This window comes from Thiocapsa sp. C2-2m (assembly GCF_041903745.1).
GTDB lineage: Bacteria > Pseudomonadota > Gammaproteobacteria > Chromatiales > Chromatiaceae > Thiocapsa > Thiocapsa roseilacustris.
The window spans coordinates 230,663-250,266 of sequence record NZ_JBBWVD010000002.1 but is presented as its reverse complement, the minus strand read 5'-3'; the positions used below and the strand labels follow the sequence as shown (position 1 = coordinate 250,266).

General features: G+C 64.0%; 15 protein-coding genes. 5 read left to right on the top strand and 10 right to left on the bottom strand.

Annotation, left to right across the window (positions count from 1 at the left end):
• Nucleotides 1-129 precede the first annotated feature (129 nt).
• Nucleotides 130-498 carry a hypothetical protein gene (locus AADX97_RS02435; protein WP_374231986.1) on the top strand — a complete coding sequence of 123 codons (369 nt, stop codon included), beginning with the start codon at nt 130-132 and terminating at the stop codon, nt 496-498.
• Here the strand turns inward: AADX97_RS02435 and AADX97_RS02430 are convergent.
• Together AADX97_RS02430 and AADX97_RS02425 are read right to left on the bottom strand one after the other, a co-directional pair.
• The gene (locus AADX97_RS02430) at nt 419-1,630 is read right to left on the bottom strand and encodes a ribonuclease H-like domain-containing protein (protein WP_374231985.1); all 1,212 of its coding nucleotides are present in this window, start codon (nt 1,628-1,630) and stop codon (nt 419-421) included. The genes AADX97_RS02435 and AADX97_RS02430 overlap by 80 nt on opposite strands.
• A 479-nt stretch (nt 1,631-2,109) precedes the next feature.
• Nucleotides 2,110-4,494, bottom strand: coding sequence for a DEAD/DEAH box helicase (locus AADX97_RS02425; RefSeq protein ID WP_374232041.1), 2,385 nt, complete (start codon nt 4,492-4,494; stop codon nt 2,110-2,112).
• A gap of 359 nt (nt 4,495-4,853) precedes the next feature.
• Between AADX97_RS02425 and AADX97_RS02420 the strand changes: the two genes are divergently transcribed.
• Nucleotides 4,854-5,738: a Uma2 family endonuclease gene (locus AADX97_RS02420; protein WP_374231984.1), complete on the top strand. Its 885-nt coding sequence runs from the start codon at nt 4,854-4,856 to the stop codon at nt 5,736-5,738.
• 231 nt (nt 5,739-5,969) lie between these two features.
• Here AADX97_RS02420 and AADX97_RS02415 read toward each other — a convergent pair whose 3' ends face one another.
• The 3 genes from AADX97_RS02415 to AADX97_RS02405 all read right to left on the bottom strand — a co-directional run bounded on the left by AADX97_RS02415 (nt 5,970) and on the right by AADX97_RS02405 (nt 11,747).
• Entirely contained in the window at nt 5,970-6,131 is a 162-nt protein-coding gene (locus tag AADX97_RS02415) for a hypothetical protein (RefSeq protein WP_374231983.1), read from the bottom strand.
• Nucleotides 6,132-6,205: 74 nt separating this feature from the next.
• On the bottom strand, nt 6,206-7,147 hold the full coding sequence (locus AADX97_RS02410; protein ID WP_374231981.1) for a diguanylate cyclase domain-containing protein: 942 nt from the start codon (nt 7,145-7,147) through the stop codon (nt 6,206-6,208).
• Between the two features lie 100 nt (nt 7,148-7,247).
• Nucleotides 7,248-11,747, bottom strand: coding sequence for an ABC transporter substrate-binding protein (locus AADX97_RS02405; protein WP_374231980.1), 4,500 nt, complete (start codon nt 11,745-11,747; stop codon nt 7,248-7,250).
• A 375-nt stretch (nt 11,748-12,122) separates the two neighbouring features.
• On the opposite strand from AADX97_RS02405, the gene AADX97_RS02400 reads away from it, so the two are divergent.
• Together AADX97_RS02400 and AADX97_RS02395 are read left to right on the top strand one after the other, a co-directional pair.
• The gene (locus AADX97_RS02400; protein ID WP_374231979.1) at nt 12,123-13,049 is read left to right on the top strand and encodes a Uma2 family endonuclease; all 927 of its coding nucleotides are present in this window, start codon (nt 12,123-12,125) and stop codon (nt 13,047-13,049) included.
• A 300-nt stretch (nt 13,050-13,349) separates the two neighbouring features.
• A complete protein-coding gene (locus tag AADX97_RS02395) occupies nt 13,350-14,363 on the top strand; it encodes a class 1 fructose-bisphosphatase (protein ID WP_374231978.1) in 1,014 nt (337 codons plus the stop codon).
• A gap of 78 nt (nt 14,364-14,441) precedes the next feature.
• Here AADX97_RS02395 and AADX97_RS02390 read toward each other — a convergent pair whose 3' ends face one another.
• From AADX97_RS02390 to AADX97_RS02370, 5 genes are read right to left on the bottom strand one after another with little or no spacing between them, the layout of a single operon-like run.
• Nucleotides 14,442-14,576, bottom strand: coding sequence for a hypothetical protein (locus AADX97_RS02390; RefSeq protein ID WP_374231977.1), 135 nt, complete (start codon nt 14,574-14,576; stop codon nt 14,442-14,444).
• A 28-nt stretch (nt 14,577-14,604) separates the two neighbouring features.
• Nucleotides 14,605-14,958, bottom strand: coding sequence for an ATP-grasp domain-containing protein (locus AADX97_RS02385; protein ID WP_374231976.1), 354 nt, complete (start codon nt 14,956-14,958; stop codon nt 14,605-14,607).
• Nucleotides 14,942-15,403, bottom strand: a complete 462-nt coding sequence (locus tag AADX97_RS02380; protein WP_374231975.1) for a hypothetical protein — start codon at nt 15,401-15,403, stop codon at nt 14,942-14,944. Before AADX97_RS02380 ends, AADX97_RS02385 begins: the two co-directional genes overlap by 17 nt.
• Nucleotides 15,385-15,909: a hypothetical protein gene (locus tag AADX97_RS02375; protein WP_374231974.1), complete on the bottom strand. Its 525-nt coding sequence runs from the start codon at nt 15,907-15,909 to the stop codon at nt 15,385-15,387. Before AADX97_RS02375 ends, AADX97_RS02380 begins: the two co-directional genes overlap by 19 nt.
• Nucleotides 15,906-16,253: an SOS response-associated peptidase family protein gene (locus tag AADX97_RS02370; protein ID WP_374231973.1), complete on the bottom strand. Its 348-nt coding sequence runs from the start codon at nt 16,251-16,253 to the stop codon at nt 15,906-15,908. Before AADX97_RS02370 ends, AADX97_RS02375 begins: the two co-directional genes overlap by 4 nt.
• Before the next feature lie 112 nt (nt 16,254-16,365).
• On the opposite strand from AADX97_RS02370, the gene AADX97_RS02365 reads away from it, so the two are divergent.
• Nucleotides 16,366-19,380: a hypothetical protein gene (locus AADX97_RS02365; RefSeq protein WP_374231972.1), complete on the top strand. Its 3,015-nt coding sequence runs from the start codon at nt 16,366-16,368 to the stop codon at nt 19,378-19,380.
• Nucleotides 19,381-19,604 lie beyond the last annotated feature (224 nt).

Sequence of the window (19,604 nt, the reverse complement as noted above, 5' to 3'; positions counted from 1 at the left end):
GCCCCTGCTGGAGGTCTACAACCGGCTCGTGCGAACCGCGGGTGCCGGAATCAGCCCGAGTCGACAGCTCACGAGCCCCATTGAGCCGATCCGACCTACGCCGAAGGACGCTCTCGACAAGGCACCGCGATGACCGCCGAGGTCACCTCGGCGATCGCGCCGGCGATCCACTGGTGGCCGATGGCGATGAGTCTCTTCGGCGGTCTCGCCCTCTTCCTCTGCGGCATCGACCAGAGGGCCGAGGCGCTCAAAGCGGTCGCCGGAGAGCGGATGAAGGACATCCTGGCCAAGTTGATCGCCAACCGCTTCATAGACGCCATCACCGGCGCCTTCGTCACGGCCGCCATCAGCATGGTGTTCTTCGGCATGGGCATCATGAGCGACGCGATGGGGCCGTTGCGAACCTACGAGCCCTTCTCTAATGAGCGGACCCGTCGAGGGTTGCCGCCAGGGCGTCCAGCAACGCGGAAGACCCGCCGTCGCCTGCGTCGAGCTTAGCGTTCAGTCGTGCGCAGCGCCGCTCTTTCAGCGGGCCCGGCGGAAGCTCGCGGGCGAACGCGACGGCGCGGCGCAGATCGCGCGTGCGGTGCTCGTGATATTTGGCCAGCTCCGTGCGCGCATCGGCATCGCCTAGCGCCGCGAGTGGCTCCCAGATCGCGCGGGCCGGCTCCCAGTCGCCGCGTCGACGATGCAGGCGGGCCAGGTCCAGGAGCCCGGCCGTGTCCAAGTGGCGCCGCTCGGAGCTGAGCAGGTCGAATGCCTGATCGGATCGACCTTGCGCATGATGGTAGGCGGCCACGGCACGCACGTCGGCATCGTAGGCACCCGGATTGCTGAAGACCTCGCCGATCCGCGGGATCAAGGCCGCAAGGGAGAGTAGGTCCCAGCGGTTGTGACGCAGCACGCCGGCCAATCGGGTCACCTCGCCTGTACGCAACCAGGCCAGCCAGGCTGCAGGCGCCTCGGAACCCGGTAGATCGTCCTTGCGCTTGAAACCCAACAGACGCTGCTCGACGCTGGCGAGTCGGCAATCGGGCCAGACGCGACCGTAAGCGCGGCGGACCGGCTTTAGAAGGTCCAGATGCGGCAGCGCCGGGAGCGGATCCGTTTGGCCGGACAGGCGAAAGCGTGTGGTGAGCAGCGGGATGTCGAAAGACAGGCCGTTGTAGCTGACGAGCAGGCCGGCGCTCGCCAACTCGGCGGAGACCGCATCCAGATAGGCGGGCTCCGAGTCGAGCCGGGTCAGCAGATATTGACGCAGCGTCCAGCCATCATCCTGTCCGCGCAGCAGTCCGGTCATGAAGGCCCAGGTCCCCGTGCCACCGGCCAGGCCGCTGGTTTCGGTGTCCAGGCAAACGAGGTCGGTCGTGGTCGGGGAGTGATCTACCGGGTCGGACGCGGAACGAGGGGCGAGATGCGAGGCCGCTGTCACCCAGCCCCGATCGATCCATGCGTCAATGCAGGCGCCGCCGCACGGCCCCATCGACACTTGACCGTGTCGGCGGTGTCCGACAAACCTCCGCTCGAGGCAGATAACGCCGTGCGCGATCTCGACCGCTCCGACCGCTTCGGCCAGGACATGGGTTTGCGGCCCTTGTGCACTCCCGGCACGCGCCTTATGAACCGACATCCGCCGAAGCCTTTCGGCAAGCGAAGGGCGGTCGACCGACGCGGACGCGCCATTGCCCTCTTCGCGGAGACTCGGCGCCTGTCCCCGTAATCTCTGAAGACGGTCTCGAAACGTCATGTGCATTGAACCGCGTCCGTCATTGCATCGCATTGTTGTTGGCTCCGCGTCGCATCAACCCGGCAACCTCAAGCCGACGCGGTGTAGGTGATTTCCGGGAAAGGATCGACCGGCGTGTAGGGGCGAATTCATTCGCCCCTAAAGTTCCAACAGGTCTTCCGGGCATGCGGAGTCGAGATGACTATTCACGGAAATCGCCCTAAACCTTCAACCGCGTAGGTCGGGTTAGCGCAGCGTAACCCGACATTCGGCCTCGCAACGGGCCGCAGACGTCGGGTTACGGCGCGCATCGGCCTCGGCACGGACCATCGATCGCCTCGTCGGCGCGCCTAACTCAACCTACAGATGCGCTCATGCCCGACTCAGGCCAAAAGATCCAGCACCTTTAAGGCCGCCTGACGCGGCGTGACTGCAAGATCCTCGTCGCCGCGCAAGACCGGCCCGACGCAGGCGGGACAGCCAGCGGTGCAGGCGCAAGCGGCGACCAGATCCCGTGCATCGCCCACCAGCAGCGGGGTATCATCGTAGAGCGGCGCGGAGAGTCCGACGCCGCCCGGATAGTTGTCGTAGAGAAAGAGCGTCGGCTCGAAGCGCTGACCGGACATGGGATCCAGGGGCGCATTGTCCGGTCCGCGCATCTGACCGCGACCCTCGGCACCCACGATGGCAAACCAAGTCCCCTGCCCGTCTCCGACCGAGCGGCCCAGATCATGGATCTCGGCCATGGCGCGCAGGGCGGCGACATGGTGCAGGGCGTAGGCGGCGCCGAGGAATCCGTCGATCGATTGCTGTCGATCCGGCAGCGCGGCCTCCAGAGCAGCGGGCTCCACCTGCCACCAGACCGCCGTGGTGTGCATCTCCTGATCCGGCAGGTCGATGATGCCGTAGCCGATGTTGTCGTGGCTGTAGTAGCGGATCTTCTTGTAGCCGGGATAGCGTCGGACCAGATGGACCTCGCCTTGCGCCGTCGCGCCCTGGCCTTGGGCGCAGCCGTCGAACCGGGCGAGGATCTTCAGCCGGGTGTAGTCGATCGCGTCGGTGTAATAGTCGGCGCGGGTGCGGGTCACGAACGCCTTGCGGCCGGTCCAATCCAGACGCTCCACCTGATAGGGCTGGGACTGGATCATGTAGATGGCCCCTTCGTAGAGCGTGCCGGGGGCGCTGCTGTAGTCGACCTCGGCAATGACCGTCTGAGCGCCGCCGGTGGTGTCGATGACGACGAAGTTACCCTCGGCCACCGAGCGCAGCGAGACCGCATTGGCGGGATAGCTGTCGGCGACCCAGAACCAGCGGTCGCCCTGATGCTGGAGCAGACCCTCGTCGCGCAGATAGCTCAGCATCTCGCCGAGATCCTCCGCGCCGAAGGACTCGCCGTCGCGAAACGGCAGCTCGAAGGCGGCGCAGCGCACGTGATCCATGAGAATCAAAAGCTGATCCGGATGGATGCGCGCGTGCTCCGGGGATGCGCCGAAGAAGAACTCGGGATGGCGCATCATGTACTGATCGAGAGCGTCGCTGGTCGCGACCATCACGCCCAGGCTGGGCTTGAGCCGCCGCCCTGCCCGCCCGAGCCGCTGCCAGGTCGCGGCGACCGTCCCCGGATAGCCGTTCAGGATGGCGACATCCAAGGCGCCGATGTCGACCCCGAGCTCCAACGCCGAGGTACTGACCACCAGATCGACGGCGCCGGCGCGCATGGTCTGCTCGGCCCGTCGCCGCTCGCTCGGCAGATAACCGCCCCGATAGGCGAGTACCCGTGGCGGCTTGCGCGGATCGCGATCGAAGACATCCTTCAGATATTTGGTGATGACCTCGACCATGAGGCGCGAGCGGGCGAAGACGATGCTCTTGAGCCCCAGCTTGGCCGCAGTGCGCGCGATCCGCGTGGTCTGGGAGCGGGCCGAGGCGCGGATGCCGAGATCCGGGTTGATAACCGGCGGATTCCACAGCAGCAGATGACGCTCGCCCTGCGGCGCGCCGGACTCGGTGATGGCCGCGACCGACGCACCGCAGAGACGCTCGGCCAGCTCGGCCGGATTGGCGATGGTGGCGGACGCGAAGATGAAGGTCGGCTCCACGCCATAGAACCGACAGACCCGCCGCAATCGCCGGAAGACATTGGCGACATGCGAGCCGAAGACACCCCGATAGGTGTGCAGCTCGTCGACCACGATGAAGGCCAAGCCCTCGAAGAACTGCGCCCATTTGGTGTGATGCGGCAGGATCGCCTGATGCAGCATGTCCGGATTGCTGAGCACGATGTCGCCGCGCGTACGCACCGCCTTGCGGGCATCGCCGGGCGTGTCGCCGTCGAAGGTGAATGCCTTCACGCCCGGCCCGCCGGCCGCCTGGATGGCACGGCTCAACTCCATCAGCTCGGCGGCCTGGTCCTGAGCAAGTGCCTTGGTCGGGAAGAGATAGAGCGCCTTGCAGCCTTGCGCGAGAACCGCATCGAGCACCGGCAGGTTGTAGCAGAGCGTCTTGCCCGAAGCGGTCGGCGTGGCGACCACGAAATGCCGCTTGGCGCGGGCGAGATCCCAGGCTTCGCGTTGATGGCTGTAGAGTCGCGCCCGACCTCCGGCCCTCAGCGCATCGGCCAACGAGGGTGCGAGATCGTCCGGGAGATCGAGCCAGCGCGCTACCCGTGCAGCCTGCGTCGACTCACCGGCAATCCGCCCCCGATAGCCCTTGAGCAAATGGGCCTTCAGACGCGTGACAGGCTGAGCCTCGCACGGCGCGGTCTGAATGAGCGTCTCTTCACGGGCAGCGCGGGTCAGTGGATCCGAAAGAGGCACGCTATCGATTTCGCTCACGCTGGATGGTTTTAGTAGATGGGGCGGCTACGGCACCGGGTGCAATGAACCCTGATCATCCCCCGGACATCCGGATCCCGCAACCTCGCCGGTTAAGTTGGCAACGACGGGCTCCCGCCGGCATCGAAAACTGCTAACCTGTTGGATACGCGAAGGGGATCGATTCAAAGGATTCAAAAAATATTACATTTCAAACCGCGTCACCACAAAGGTCGGAAAAATCCTTGAGCCCGACACAACACGAAAATGACGCGCTTCACTCTGGACGCGGTTTAGCGGAGGTCGATGTCATCATGTCAACGCGCGTAGCCGCTCGAACCGAGCAGAACACACCGACACCCGAAACAGACCGCGCTCAACCCGTCTCGCAGGCGGGTCGCCTGGTCACGGAGGAGGAGTACTGGCGCGACTACTACTTCGAATCGGACATCCACTACGAGTGGAACAACGGTCGCTTGGAGGAGAAACCCGTGTCCGATTACAGCACCTATCTGGTCTATGCCTGGTTCACCTTGCTCCTGCAACACTTCCTGAGCGCACGGCCGATCGCCAAGATGGTCGCGCTGGAGATGGGCTTCAGATTACCGCTGCCGACCGGGACGGTGATCCGCAAGCCGGACTTCGGCGTCGTGTGCAACGACAACCCACAGCCGCTGTTGTATTTCGACGCCTCCTATCACGGCGTCTTCGATCTCTGTGTGGAGGCGCTGTCCGAGCGAAAGCCCGCGGGTATCGTGCGCGACGCGGTGACCAAGAAGGCCGAGTATGCCGCAGGCGGCGTCAGGGAATACATCATTCTGCACCGCGAACCCGAGCGTCAGGCCTTCTATACGCTCACCACAGCGGGTCTCTACGTCCCCATTGTGCCCGAGGACGGCGTGATCCGCTCCCGCGTCCTGCCCGGCCTTCAGTTCCGACTGGACGATCTGATCGCGCAGCCCTCGCCCGAGGCGATGCGTCGCGACCCGGTCTATGCCGCATTCGTGCTGCCGGGCTGGCGCGAAGCCGAGGAACGCGCCGAGGCGGAGGCCCGACACGCCGAGGCGGAGGCTCAGCGTGCCGAAGCCGAGACGCAGGCCCGCTTGGTGATCGAGCAGCGTCTGGCGCAAGAGATTCATGCGCGCCGGGAGGCCGAAGAGGCGCTCGCGCGCCTTCGTGCGGAACGGCCCGACCACTGACGGCCAGATCCTAACCAGACCCCGGGTCGGCCAACCCGCGCAGTAATGGACGAACGGAGGGCAGCGAAAAACCCTGTTAAGCGATTTCCGCGAACTTCCTGACCCGTAGGTTGTGCTGACGATAGGAAGCACAACCTGCGCCGACGGTTGGTTGTGCCTCGCACGGCTCGGCACAACCTACGCCGTTGGTATAAGGGTTCCCGGTATTCGCCTTAAACCAGATCGCCACACTCACAACGCGCCAGTTTTTTCACGAAGCGCGCCAGGTTTTCGGCTCGCCGGTCGCCCGGCACCTGTTCGCGCATGCGTTTCCAGTGCAGCACGGCAGATCTGTCGAGACCGTTCGTTGTCGAAATCGTTGTCGTTGTCGTTGTCGTTGTCGTTGTCGACCATCGATACGACCACGATTACGACAACGATCTCGGACGGTCTCGGAATTTCTCCACGGCTCCACTAGCCACTAGCCACTAAACTCGCTCGCCCGTGCAGTTCTCGACAGACCCTGAAACGCCAGTCACAGTGGTCACACTGACGCAATTTCGACCGCGATGCTTGGCCTTGTACAGCTCCGCGTCGGCGGATGCCAAGAGATCGGTTGCCTGCATCTCCGGGGTCGGACGGCAGAGCGCGACGCCGCTGCTCACGGTGACCCAGGACGCCACCTCCGATGCACCGTGAGGAATCCGCAGCGCCTCGATGCTCACGCGAAGCGTTTCGACCAAGCCGGCCATGCCGGCCTGATCGCCGCTGCTGCTCAAGAACACGAATTCCTCGCCGCCATAGCGACCGACAAAATCCTCGCCCCGCCGGGCCGCCGCTTCCAGGGTCTTGGCGACGCGCCGCAGACACTCATCGCCTTCGAGGTGACCATGGCTATCGTTGAATGCCTTGAAATAGTCGATGTCGATCATGGTCAAGGCCAAGGCACCACCCACACGGATCGCACGGCGCCATTCAGCATCTAACCGCTCGTCGAACGCGCGGCGGTTGGGAATACCGGTCAGGCCGTCGATCGCGGAGAGACGCCCGAGCAGGTCGCGTTGCTGCTTCAGCTCCAGATGCGTGCGCACCCGCAGCTTGACGATGACCTCCTTGAATGGCTTGGCAATGTAATCCACGGCGCCGAGACTTAAACCGCGGGTCTCATCCTCGGTATCGGACAGTGCGGTCACGAAGATCACCGGGATCGACTTCAGCCGTGGGTTGGCTTTCAGCGCCGCGCAGATCGCGTAGCCGTCCATGCCGGGCATCATGACGTCGAGCAGAATGAGGTCGGGGAGGACCGATTCGGTGATCATCAGGGCCTCCTGGCCATTGGTCGAGGCCGAGATGTCGTGCCCCTCATCGGCCAGCATCCGGCTCAAAATCCGGATGTTGTCCGGGACATCATCGACGATCAAGATTCGCATGCGTTTACCTGCTTCGCGTTCGGATCTCGCCTGCACCGGGCCTGCGATGATTGCTCACGCACGGCCAGCCGGCCCAACGATAATACGCCCCGCTGTCGCTTCATCGGTCCAATCCCGCCATTCCCAGGCGCTCTGCCACCTCCGCCAGAGTTGTCCCGGCCGCGGCAAAATCCAGCCGGTCAAGCTGCTGCTCCAGGCGCGCCATCGCCTCCGCCCACTCTCCCGCTCCCAGGCACGCCCGGACCTCGGCGAAGCATGCTTCGGCCTTCATGTCCTGCCGGCGCAGCAATTCGGCCAACTCGGAGAATTGACGTTCCAAGAGCGCAAGGTCCAGGGGGCCGACGTCATCCGGGAGCGGCGAGGCGGTAGGCAACCGTTCCAATCCGGCCAACACCGGCATGAGGGCCGTCGTCAGAGTCTCCAGGCAGGGTTCGATCTCCTGGCTCTCCTCGCGTTTCAGCGCCTGTTCAAGTGCTTCGGCGGCGGCGGCGACCTTGTTCATCGACAGGTTACCCGCCACGCCGCGCAGCGTGTGGACCCTTTGGCGCGCGTGCTCTCGATCGCCCGCCGACAGAGCGACCTGGATGGATTCATGCACTCCCGACCACTCCTGCCCGAAGTTCCGCAGCAGTTTCAGAAGGAGTTCGCGGTTGCCCGAAAGCCGGCTCAGAAGGGACGGCAGATCAACGCCGGGGAGCACGACAGGCCACTCCGGGTCCAAGGCGGTTTCCTGCAGGGGCACGCCCTCATGGCCGCCGGGGGGAAGCCAGCGGGAGAGCGCCGCCAGCAGGGTCGGCGGATCGATGGGCTTGGCCAGGTGGGCGTTCATCCCGCTGGCCAGACAGTGGCGGCGCTCGTCTTCCAGGGCGTGGGCGGTCATGGCGATGATCGGCAGGTCGGTCAGCCCCAACTCCTCGCGGATGAGTCGGGTAGCCTCGAAGCCGTCCATCTCCGGCATCTGTAGATCCATGAGGACCAGGGCATAGCGGGCGGGATGGGCGCGCAGCCGCTCCACGGCTTTTCGCCCATTGCCGGCGATCTCCACGACCAGGCCGAAACGCTCCAACATCTCCCGCGCCACCTGTTGGTTGATGTCGTTGTCTTCCACCAGCAGCACCCGCGCGCCGGACAGGTCGGGCCGCGGTTCGGCGGCGACGTCAACAACGCCGGCGGTCGGCTTGAGCTCCTGCTCCGCGTCGGCAGCATTCGTATCGATGGCGAAGGGCAGAACACAGGTAAATGTGCTCCCGACGCCGGAAGCACTCTCCACACTGATGTCACCGCCCATGAGGTCCGCCAACTTCTTGCTGATGGCCAGCCCCAGGCCGGTCCCCCCGTAGCGACGGGTGGTGGAGCCGTCGGCCTGGGAAAACGCCTCGAACAGCCGGGCCTGCTGGGCGGGCAGGATGCCGATGCCGGTGTCCCGCACCGCGAAGCGCAGCCGGATCCGGGCGCCCGCCCGAGCCTCGGGTGACACGGCAACAACCACTTCCCCCTGTTCCGTGAACTTGACCGCGTTGTTAACCAGATTGAGCAGAATCTGCCCCAGCCGGAGCGGATCACCGACCAGGCGGTGCGGCGTGGTCGGGGCCAGGTGGAAGCCGAAGGTCAGCCCCTTCTCCTCGGCCTTCAGGCTAGTCATGGTGGCGATGCGGTCCAGGACCTGTTCAAGGCTGAAGGGGGTCTGTTCCAACTCCAGCCGGTCCGCCTCGATCTTGGACAGGTCGAGGATGTCGTTGATCAATCCCAGCAGGGCCTGGCCCGAACTGTCGATCTTGTGGAGATAATCCTGTTGTTTCGGCGTTAGCTCGGTCTGGAGGGCCAGGTGCGTCAGGCCGATGACCGCATTCATGGGGGTGCGGATCTCGTGGCTCATGTTGGCCAGGAATTCACTCTTGGCCCGGTTGGCCGCCTCGGCGGCGTCCTTGGACCGGGCCAGTTCTTCCTCCATCTGCTTGCGTTCGGTGATGTCGGCAATGTTTCCCAGTAACACCCGCTCATTGTTCAGCGTAAAGAGGCGGGCGGAAAGAAGCCCAATCAGGATGGCGCCGCCTTTCTTCCGGAAACGGTATTCCTGCTGTTCGGCGTGCCCATGCTCGATCAACAGTGACAGGAAGTGCTGTCGGTCCCGGCTATCCGCCCAGAGCGCCAGGTCGAGGGTGGATTTTCCCAACGCTTCGGCCCGACTGTAGCCGACCATGGTCTCGAAGGCCGGGTTCACTTCGATGATGGTGCCATCCGCGGCGCGGGTAATGATAATGGCATAGGTCGAAGAGATGAATGCCTGGGAAAACTTCGCCTCGCTGGCTTGCAGTGCCGCTTCCGCCTGCCTGCGTTCGGTAACGCTCCAGACGGCATCCATCAACAAGGAGATCTGGAAAATGTCGGTTTCGGCGTACTCCGTTTCCTTGTTGGCCACCCCCACCACGCCGACAATGTGGCCATCCCTGAAGACGGGGACCGTCAAAAACCTCGACAGGTGGACGTGGCCGGGCGGATACCCCTTTTTCAATGGATGAGCGGCTCGAAAGTCGTTGACCACAATCGGACGGCGTTGGCGTACGGCTTCGCCCCAGATCCCGGTCTGGTCCAGCGCGTAACAGGTTTGAGGATTGACCACGGCGCATTCCGGCATGACCTCCCGAGACCAGGTGTTGAGGACAAACTCCCGGCTATCTTCATGATAATGGTAAATGAAGCCGAGCTTGCTTTCGGTGAGTTGGAGCGCCTGCTCCAGCGCGTAATCAAGAAATTCCTGAATCGTTTCGGAAGGATGCTGAAGAATGTCCGCCAAGCGTTGTAGCCGGGTGTTGCTGCGCAAGACCTCCTCTTCCACCCGCTTGCGCTCGGTAATGTCATGCAAGGTCACCAATTGGGCAGGTTCTCCTTTCCATGCCAGGTCTGTGGTTTGTATTTCCAGTATCGTCCTCTTTGCCGCGTTGAACACCTCGATCTCCCGCGGGACATCGGCCAACACAGAACCGAACTCGTACGCAAGCAACTCATCGGCGGTCGTACCGAGTAACATCGCGGCCGCCGGGTTACTCAGCGCCACGCGCTGCCCCCGATCCAGCACGAGCATGCCGTCCTGGTTATTGTTGATGACGTTTTTAAGCAGTTGCTCGCTCTCCTGCAACGCTTCTTCCGCCCGCTTGCGGTCGCTGATGTCACGCCAGGTAGTAAAGAGCGCGTCTTTTCCGTCCAGGCAGATGGTCGCAATGGAGACCTCGACCTGGAAATCCGTGCCGTCCCGACGGCGGTGAACCCACTCAAAGGTGAGACTGCCGCACTGAAAGGCCAGAGCGATCTTTTCCCGAACCGCAACCAGAGATTTTTTGCCGTCGGGCTGAAATTCGGGAGAGAGTCCGTCGGGTGCGAGACCGACAATCTCGGCCCGTCCGGCCCCCAGCATCGCTTCGGCGGCCCGGTTGCAATCGACAAACACACCGTCAATGATGATCAGATAGGCATCCGGCGAATCCATGAAGAGGATGCGATATTTTTCTTCCTTCTCCCGGAGCGCCGCCGCGATCTTCTCCCGCTCGACATTGCTCTTGCGCAAGGCCCCGGAGAGCCGGGCAAAACGGACCGCCGCCAGAACGGCAATCAGCAGCAGGAGGGCGACGCCGGCAACAACATCATAGAGCCAGGTCAGGTCCCTCGGCTTGGGATCGTAGAGGAAACCCTTCAGGTCGAAGTCCCGCCGCAGCATGCCCATTTCGGCGTAAACTTCCGCGATATTGCGCCACCGGCCCGGATTCATGTGGCCGACCTCGATCAGCGCCGTCTGGAGCAGCGACTCCATCTGCCGGGCCTCGAACCGGAGGTGCTCCAGACTATGCCGCTGGCTGTAACGGTCATAGATAAGCCGTGCCACCTCCTCCTTGTGCTGCATGGCGTAGTCCCACCCCTTGAGGCTCGCCTCCCGGAACTTCTTGACCAATTCGGGCTGCCTCCGGAGCAGATCCTCGGTGGTAAAGAGGTTATCGCCGTAGAAATCGATCCCGACCGCTCGAGGGGAATAGAGCAGGTACTCCCGTCCCGCCTGTTTCAGCGCAAAGGGTTCATCGGTGACGTAGACGGACATGGCATCCACCGCTCCCGAGAGCAGTCCCTGGACGTCGAAGGTGTGGGGCAACAGCGTGAAGTTGTCGGCGGAGATCCCCTCTCTGCGCAGGTAGGCGTGGAGCTCGGCCGACCCCGGCTCGATCATGAGTTTTTTGCCAGCCAGGTCATGAATGGTCTGAATACCCTCATGTTTCAGGGCCATGAGCGCAAGAGGGGAATGCTGGAAGATGACCGCCAGGACCACGAGCGGTACCCCCTGTTCCCGCAGCAGGAGCAATTCGGTAGAGCCGACGCCGACATCGGCCTTGCCCTCGATCACCTGCCGCACCGGGTCTTCTCCCGGTCTGGCGGCAAGAATTTCGACCTCCAGCCCCGCGTTACGGTAATAGCCCTGTTCTTGTGCCGCGTAATAGCCGGCGAACTGGAACTGGTGCTGCCATTTCAGCTGAAGCCTCACCTTGTCCGCGCCGGCAGCGGAGAGGGAGAGGAGCAGCAGGCTCAACAACGCCAGGCCACGACAGATCGACATCATGACGGGGTGGTTCCGGGATGAGGAGTGTGCAGCGCTCCGGGCCAGTCCCCGCCCCAATCCAGTGGCAGTCACAGCAGCGGTTCCCGGCACGCTATCGATTTCACTCACGCTGGATGGACTGGGTAGATGGGGCGGCTACGGCACCGGGTGCAATGAACCCTGATCATCCCCCGGACATTCGGATCCTGCAACCTGGCCGGCCGGGTTGATGTCGATGCACACGCACCTGTCTCGAAAAGTGCTAACCTGTTGGACACGCGAAGGAGATCGCTTGAAATCACGTCTCCATAAAGGTCGGAAGAATCCTTGAGCCCGTCACAACATGAACATGGCGCATTTCACTCTGGACGCGGTTTAACGGAGGTCGATGTCATCATGTCAACGCGCGCAGCCGCTCGAGCCGAGCAGGACCCACCGACACCTGAAACAGACTGCGCTCAACCCGTCTCGCAGGCGGGTCGCTTCGTCACGGAGGAGGAGTACTGGCGCGACTACTACTTCGAATCGGACATCCACTACGAGTGGAACAACGGTCGCCTGGAGGAGAAACCCGTGTCCGATTACGGCACCTATCTGGTCTATGCCTGGTTCACCCTGCTCCTGCAACACTTCCTGAGCGCCCGGCCGATCGCCAAGATGGTCGCGCTGGAGATGGGCTTCAGATTACCGCTGCCGACCGGGACGGTGATCCGCAAGCCGGACTTCGGCGTCGTGTGCAACGACAACCCACAGCCGCTGTTGTATTTCGACGCCTCCTATCACGGTGTCTTCGATCTCTGTGTGGAGGCCCTGTCCGAGAGGAAGCCCGCAGGTATCGTGCGCGACACCGTCACCAAGAAAACTGAATATGCTTCAGGCGGTGTCAAGGAATACATCATTTTGCACCGCGAACCCGAGCGTCAGGCCTTCTACACGCTGACCACAGCGGGTGTCTACGTCCCCATTGCACCCGAGGAGGGCGTGATCCACTCCCGCGTCCTGCCCGGTCTCCAGTTCAGGCTGGATGATCTGATCGCGCAGCCCTCGCTGGATGCGATGCGTCGCGACCCGGTTTACGCCGCATTCGTGCTGCCCGACTGGCGCGAAGCCGAGGAACGCGCCGAGGCGGAAGCTCAACGTGCCGACACGGAAGCTCGACGTGCCGACACGGAAGCTCGACGTGCCGAGGCCGAGGCCCGACGTGCTGATGCCGAGACGCAGGAACGCGTGGCGCTCGAACAGCGCCTGGATCAAGAGGTCCAGGCGCGCAAAGAGGCCGAAGAAGCCCTTGCGCAACTTCGGAAGCAACAGCCTGATCGCTGAGGTTCGGCACCCATCTTTCCGCAACCCCTGCCCGGGATCTCAAGCGCGACCAGGTTCGCTTTGGTTGTAGCGCCCCTGCGATGGCCATCGGCGAGCGGCAGCGGGTTGGGCCCATGACGCCCCCGCCCCCGCGGCGTTTGCAGAACAGGCCCGATCAGAACCGCTGTTTCACACCGCAAGGCAGGGGAACACATGAGCGTGCCGCCACAACATGCCATCGGGTTTATGGCAAGCACGGAAAACCCTATACTGCCGATCGATTAAAAGCGCTCGACGAGCCCGAAACTCAAGAGGACATCCATGCACAACGGCACGACCATCACCCAGTTCATCATCGAGGAGCAGCGCCACGTCGCCGGCGCCACGGGCGATTTCACGTCCCTGCTCAACGATATCGTCACGGCCTGCAAGGTTATCAGCAACATGGTGAACCATGGTGCGCTGGTCGGCGTGCTCGGGAGCGCCGAGAGCGAGAACATCCAGGGCGAGACCCAGAAGAAGCTCGACATCCTCACCAACGAGGTCTTCATCAAGTCCAATGAATGGGCCGGCCATCTGGCCGCGATGGCGTCCGAAGAGATGGATGAGATCTACCCGATTCCGGCGAAGTATCCGCGCGGCAAGTACCTGTTGACCTTCGACCCGCTCGACGGCTCCTCCAACATCGACGTCAACGTCTCGGTCGGCACCATCTTCTCGATCCTGCGCATTCAGGGCGGCGACGCCGTGCCGAGCGAGCGCGATTTCCTCCAGGCCGGCACCCAGCAGGTCGCCGCCGGCTATGCGCTTTACGGCCCGTCGACCATGATGGTGCTGACCACCGGCAAGGGCGTAAACGGCTTTACCCTGGATCAGAACATCGGCGAGTTCATCCTCACCCATCCGAATATGACGATCCCGGCCGACACGCGCGAGTTCGCCATCAACGCCTCGAACATGCGGTTCTGGGAGCCCCCGGTGCAGCGTTATGTTCAGGAATGTCTGGACGGCAAGGAAGGCCCGCGCGGCGAAGACTTCAACATGCGCTGGATCGCCTCCATGGTCGCCGAGGTGCATCGCATCCTTACCCGCGGCGGCGTCTTCCTGTACCCGATGGACAGCAAGATGAAGTCCAAGGGGCTCGGCGGCAAGTTGCGTCTGCTCTACGAGGCCAACCCCATGTCCTTCATTATCGAGCAGGCCGGCGGCGGCTCCATCACGGGTACCGGACGCATCATGGATCTGCAACCCGAGGCGCTGCACCAACGGGTGCCGGTCATCCTCGGCTCGAAGAACGAGGTCGAGCGCATCCTGGGTTATCACAACCAGGGATAAGCGCCGGTCTGCCGGAACGCCATCCTCGGTCGTCACCGCGACCGAGGATGGCGTTCCGGCACCCTACACCCGACCTTCTCAAGCCAGCTCGATCTCGACCGCCTCCACAACACGCCTGGCCTTCTCCCGAGCCTCGTCCAGCGTCTCCCCGCGCGCCAGCGCGACACCCACGCGGCGCTTGCCGTCGACCTCCGGTTTCCCGAACAGGCGCAAGGACGTATCCGGCTCCGCGAGTGCGCGATCAAGACCGCCGAAGCTCAGATCCCCGCGAGCGACCCTCCGCCAACAGCGCCACCGATGCCGAAGGGCCGAGCTGTCTGATGTGCGGCACCGGCAGACCCAGGATGGCCCGCACATGCCGCGTGAGCTCCGAGAGATCCTGCGAGATCAGCGTCACCAACCCGGTGTCGTGCGGACGCGGCGAGACCTCGCTGAACCAGACTTGATCGTCGCGCACGAACAGCTCCACGCCGAAGATACCCGTGCCGCCCAGCGCATCGGTCACCGCGCCAGCGATCTCCTGCGCACGGGCCAGCGCACATGCCGACATCGGGTGCGGCTGCCAGGATTCGCGGTAGTCACCGTCGATCTGCATCGGGAACGATCAGCGCCGGATCCTCCTCCGCCACCAGGGCCGCCAGTGCATCGGCATCCAGCATCTTGACGACATGGCTGCGATGGGCAACCTGCATCGCCGGCGCGCCCAGGTAGCGATCCACGGCCTCGATGGTCTTGATAACACGCACCTTCCAGACGCTCGCCCAACCCAGCTCGATAGTCTGGCCGATCTCGAGCCGATCCATCCAATCACGATCGAGGATCTGTAGGCGCTGCGTCGCGTCGACACCCTGCCAGGGGCTGACCTCGGCGAACATCCAGTGGACGATGCCAGCCTTATAAGGCTTGCCGATCGTTTCGATGGTCAGCACCGTGACCTCATCGCGATGGACAATCGGGGCGATGCGCAATGTGCCGCCCCAGAAGAAATGGAAGAACCCCAACGTCAGGCACAAGTACACGACTAGAGCGGGTGTCGGCATGGCAATCGTACCCCCGTCGCAGCGGGAGCGGCTCTCGGCCCGACCGCCACGGCAAAGAGAACAACGGCTACCCAGGTCGGCAACAGCACCGTCAGCAGAAACAGCCGAACCCAATCGAGCGGTGGGGCATCGGTGCGCCCGCCGCCGGGATCAGGCAAGCCCGGCAAGGGTAGCTGGATCACGGCCACCGTCATCACCAGGCCGATGCCGAGCCACAAGAATGGGGGGATCCTGAGCGCCGGCGATGCCGCGTCCGAGACCGATGGCGTCCTCAGCCAGGGCAGTCGTAAGAGCAGCAGATAGATCGGCGCGGCGACAAGAATTGCCCCGAAAAAGGCCAGCTTGACTTGCAGAGCGGTCCCCGAGCCCTCCTCCCAGAGAAAAAACCGTGTCTCCCCGTCCACCGCAATCGCCGGCGCCATCCAAGACCAAGACAGCACCATAAACCCGATCATGATCCCGACCGCGACGAGGACGGTCAGGGTCCGTCGAACCCCGTCGTTCATACCCGTGCCCGCCCCGACGGATCATCGCCCTCGCGATGCGCCGGGGACGGGTCACTCACTTCCGCAATCAGTTCCTGCCCCTCGTTGCGGACATTGCCGACCGCTCGCGAGACCGGGTGCATCGCAAGCCGTTCCTCCGGAAAGGGCATCAAAAGCTCCGAGAGCCGAGCCGGATCGCTCGTGCGATCGAGCCAGACGTCCACGACATCGGGCGCCAGGATCACCGGCAGCCATTGCATCGGGGCCGCGTTGTAGCGCGGGGCGAGACCTTCGATCTCGATGGCGGCGCCGAAAAGGTCGGCGATGGCATCGGCCGAACTGTATTGGGCGTAGCGTCCGCACATGGACGGGGTCTCCTCCGGATCGGTATCGGGTGTAGGGTATCGACATCAAGGTTTGCGACGGTCTGCTTCGAGTCGACACGCTCCCTGGTCAAGGTATTGCGATCGGCGTCAAATGGACGATCCTGAGGTGGTGATGAAGAAGCTCCTATCCCGATCGATCGGCTCGCTGCTGATCTTGGCGGCACTCTACCTGGTTTGCATCAACATCATGCTGACCCTGCCGGCGACGCGCGCCTTTCTCGACGCGCTTCAGCCGGAGCACTTCAGGATCACCTGGCAGCGCGCGTGGAGCCTCTATCCGCTGCGCATCGAGCTGGACGGCGTCGTCGCCGATGGTCAAACGCCCACCGAGCAATGGCAGGTCGATGCGCGGCGCGCGGCGGCGTCGGTGTCGCTGCTGCCGCTGCTGAAGGGAGAGATCCGGATACACGACCTGAATCTGGAGGACATCGACCTGCGCCTGCGGCCGCGCCCTCCCGCCGACGGCTCCCGAGACGCCATCGCCGAATTCTTTCCCGTAATTCGAGACCGCGATCCCGATGCAGCCTCGGAGGCGGCGCCGGAAGACACGAGCGGAACACTGGTGCTCCAGATCGACGACATCCAGGTCCGGGGCGAGCACAGCTTCTGGGTGTCCCATGTCCGCGGCAGCACACCCGGCGCGGTCCGCGGCAGCTTTCGCATGGAGACCGCCACCGGTCGGCTGGCCTTGGCGGGCGGTGCGCTTGACCTTGCACTGACATCATTGACGGTCGGACCGAGTCAGGCGGTGACCGACGCCGCGGCCATCGCGGGAACGATCGACATCCCGCCGTTCATCGTATCCGAGACGAAGGGGCTCGAAATGATGCGCGTGCCGGAGCTGGATGCCCGCATCGATCTACCGGTGCAAAGCCTGGATTTCCTGGCCCTGCTGATGCCGGTTTTCGACGAGATCAGGTTGAGCGGCCGCGGGCGCCTGCGCGGCCGGCTCGCACTGTCGGCCGGCGAGATGTTGGGCGGGACCGATCTGGTGGTCGAGGCGCATGAGCTGGCGATGGATCTCGGACGCTACGACTTCAGCGGCGACGGCACGATCGAGCTGAAGGTGGATCCGCAAGACGAGGCGCAGGCCGACCTGCTGGTGCGCTTCGAGCAGGTCCGGGCCGAGCTGGAGCCGGACGATTCCGCCGGATCGAAGCGTCCGCAGGTGCTGTTCACGGGTCGCGGACTTACCGCACAGCTCCATGCCGCCGAGGTCGATCCGACCACCACATCCACCGCGGAGCAGGTCGAGGAGCTGGCCTCCGAAGTCGAGTTAGGATTCAAGTTGGATATTCCCTCCATGCAGGTGCCGGATCTCGCCGTCTACAGCCGCCTGTTCCCGGAGAAGTGGGATCTGGACTTGCTGGGCGGCACCGGCACCGTGGCCGGCGCTTTGGAGGTCTCGGCGGACCGCCTGGCGCTTAAGCTGGACCTTGCCTCCGACGACGCGGATCTGCGCTATCGCGACTATCACGCCACCGCCGACCTGCTGCTCCGCCTGCGGGCGCGGATCGATGACAGCTCGACAGCCAACCTCCGCCTGGACGGCACCGAGCTGCGCATCGAGGATGCACGGCTTGCCGTCACACACGGCGACGCAAAAAAGCGACAGGCGTCGGAGCGGCACACCTCCTCCGAGCCTTGGCGGGCGCATCTCAAAATCTCGGAGAGCGCCTTGGGCCTGCCCGTGTCCGCCGGTCATGCCGATGCCGGCCCCATCCCGGCAATCGCTGAAACGCTGCAGGACGAGGGCTTCGGGGCCGTGCTGGCCGGGGCCGACGGTCGCGTCTCTGCGGTCTTGAGCGTCTCTCGGCTGGATTGGATCGCCGAGCTGCTGGAGCGCCCGCTGGGCCTGAGCCTGGCCGGCGCCGGCGAGCTCGACACCGAGATCGTCCTAACCAACGGCCGGGCCGACAAGGGCACGACCCTGGCGATGCCCCGCGAGCCGCTCTCACTCGGCATCCTGGAACATCGGGTGGATGGCATGGGGACGGCCCACCTGCGCATGGAGCAGGGTGGCGAGCGATCTCGGTTTCGCCTGAACGTTGCGCTGGACGATGCGCGCTTGCACCGGCGCGACGAGCCCGAGCCAAGCATCGGCGAGGTGCGCCTGGACGCCGAGATCCTGATGACCGACGCCAATGCGCATGGCGGTGCCTCGGCGGACATCAACCTGAAGCTGCATTCAGCGCGCGTTCGGAACATGAGCAGCTACAACGCCTATCTCCCTCCGAACACACCCCTGTCGCTGGTCTCGGGCGAAGCGACCCTGGTGGGCGATCTGAGCCTGAAGCCGGATCGCGCCGTGGGACAGCTGCTTCTGGCGGGAGAGGACATTCGCGTGAAATTGGACCGGCAGGAGTTGTCCGGAGATCTGAAGCTCGAGCTCCTGGTCCGCGATGGCTCCGCGAAGGATCTGCGCTTCGACATCACCGGCTCGTCGGTCTTGCTCGAGGGTTTTCGGGTGGCAGGAGCGGGCGACTCGGCCTCGGCACCGAATGATTGGAATGCCCGGCTCCAGCTCGACGAGACGCAGGTCCGCTGGCACAAGCCGATGCATCTGGACATGCAAGCCTATGTCACCGTCAAGGACACCCGGCCCTTCGTCGAGCTGCTCGACGGCGTGCGCGGTAAACACGACTGGATCGATAACCTCCTCACGCTGGAGAATCTGGCCGGTCATGTGCGGCTGGCCGTAGACGCCGACACCGCGGTCATCGAAGACGCCATGCTCGGCGCGCCCGAGCTCGGCATCCACGCCAAGGGGCGTTCCGCCCCGACCGCCCGCGAGGGCATGTTGCTCCTGCGATGGCACAATCTCACCGGCACTATGGAGCTGCAGAACGGGCGAAGGCATTTCGATATCCTCGATGCACCTGCCCGTTTTGCCGCCTACAGACCCGGCAAGACGCGGCTACGGGATCTCGACGCGGCGCAGACCGATGCCGAGGATCACCCCGGTACCGAACCCTCTTCGACCGCCGCGACACACGACAGGGCGCCGTTCAGTCATGACACGGCCGGGCCTGCGAACAAGACGCCCCCGAGTGGACGCCAACGACCCACATCGACGCAGAACCCTTTCCTGGACGACAGTCTGTGAAGCGATCGTCGTCGCGGTCGAGATCAGCTCCGCACCTCCGGCAACGGGCGATCGTGCCGGCTCCTAAACCGCGCCAGCTCCGACAGTCATCGGAGCCGGCGCGGCCGATCCACTCCAACGAATGAGGCATACCGCACCGGGTGCGGTTTAGGACGATCGATCCCCGAGGCTATCAAGATCCGTCACAGGGTCTATCATCAGACGCAGATGGTCCCGGACCTGGA

Bases quoted from the DNA above. Each gene is read 5' to 3' on its own strand.
- AADX97_RS02435 (WP_374231986.1), top strand. From the start codon at position 130: ATGACCGCCGAGGTCACCTCGGCGATCGCGCCGGCGATCCACTGGTGG.
- AADX97_RS02430 (WP_374231985.1), bottom strand. From the start codon at position 1,630: ATGTCGGTTCATAAGGCGCGTGCCGGGAGTGCACAAGGGCCGCAAACC.
- AADX97_RS02420 (WP_374231984.1), top strand. From the start codon at position 4,854: ATGTCAACGCGCGTAGCCGCTCGAACCGAGCAGAACACACCGACACCC.
- AADX97_RS02415 (WP_374231983.1), bottom strand. From the start codon at position 6,131: ATGGTCGACAACGACAACGACAACGACAACGACAACGATTTCGACAAC.
- AADX97_RS02410 (WP_374231981.1), bottom strand. From the start codon at position 7,147: ATGCGAATCTTGATCGTCGATGATGTCCCGGACAACATCCGGATTTTG.
- AADX97_RS02405 (WP_374231980.1), bottom strand. From the start codon at position 11,747: ATGATGTCGATCTGTCGTGGCCTGGCGTTGTTGAGCCTGCTGCTCCTC.
- AADX97_RS02400 (WP_374231979.1), top strand. From the start codon at position 12,123: ATGTCAACGCGCGCAGCCGCTCGAGCCGAGCAGGACCCACCGACACCT.
- AADX97_RS02395 (WP_374231978.1), top strand. From the start codon at position 13,350: ATGCACAACGGCACGACCATCACCCAGTTCATCATCGAGGAGCAGCGC.
- AADX97_RS02385 (WP_374231976.1), bottom strand. From the start codon at position 14,958: ATGCAGATCGACGGTGACTACCGCGAATCCTGGCAGCCGCACCCGATG.
- AADX97_RS02380 (WP_374231975.1), bottom strand. From the start codon at position 15,403: ATGCCGACACCCGCTCTAGTCGTGTACTTGTGCCTGACGTTGGGGTTC.
- AADX97_RS02375 (WP_374231974.1), bottom strand. From the start codon at position 15,909: ATGAACGACGGGGTTCGACGGACCCTGACCGTCCTCGTCGCGGTCGGG.
- AADX97_RS02370 (WP_374231973.1), bottom strand. From the start codon at position 16,253: ATGTGCGGACGCTACGCCCAATACAGTTCGGCCGATGCCATCGCCGAC.
- AADX97_RS02365 (WP_374231972.1), top strand. From the start codon at position 16,366: ATGGACGATCCTGAGGTGGTGATGAAGAAGCTCCTATCCCGATCGATC.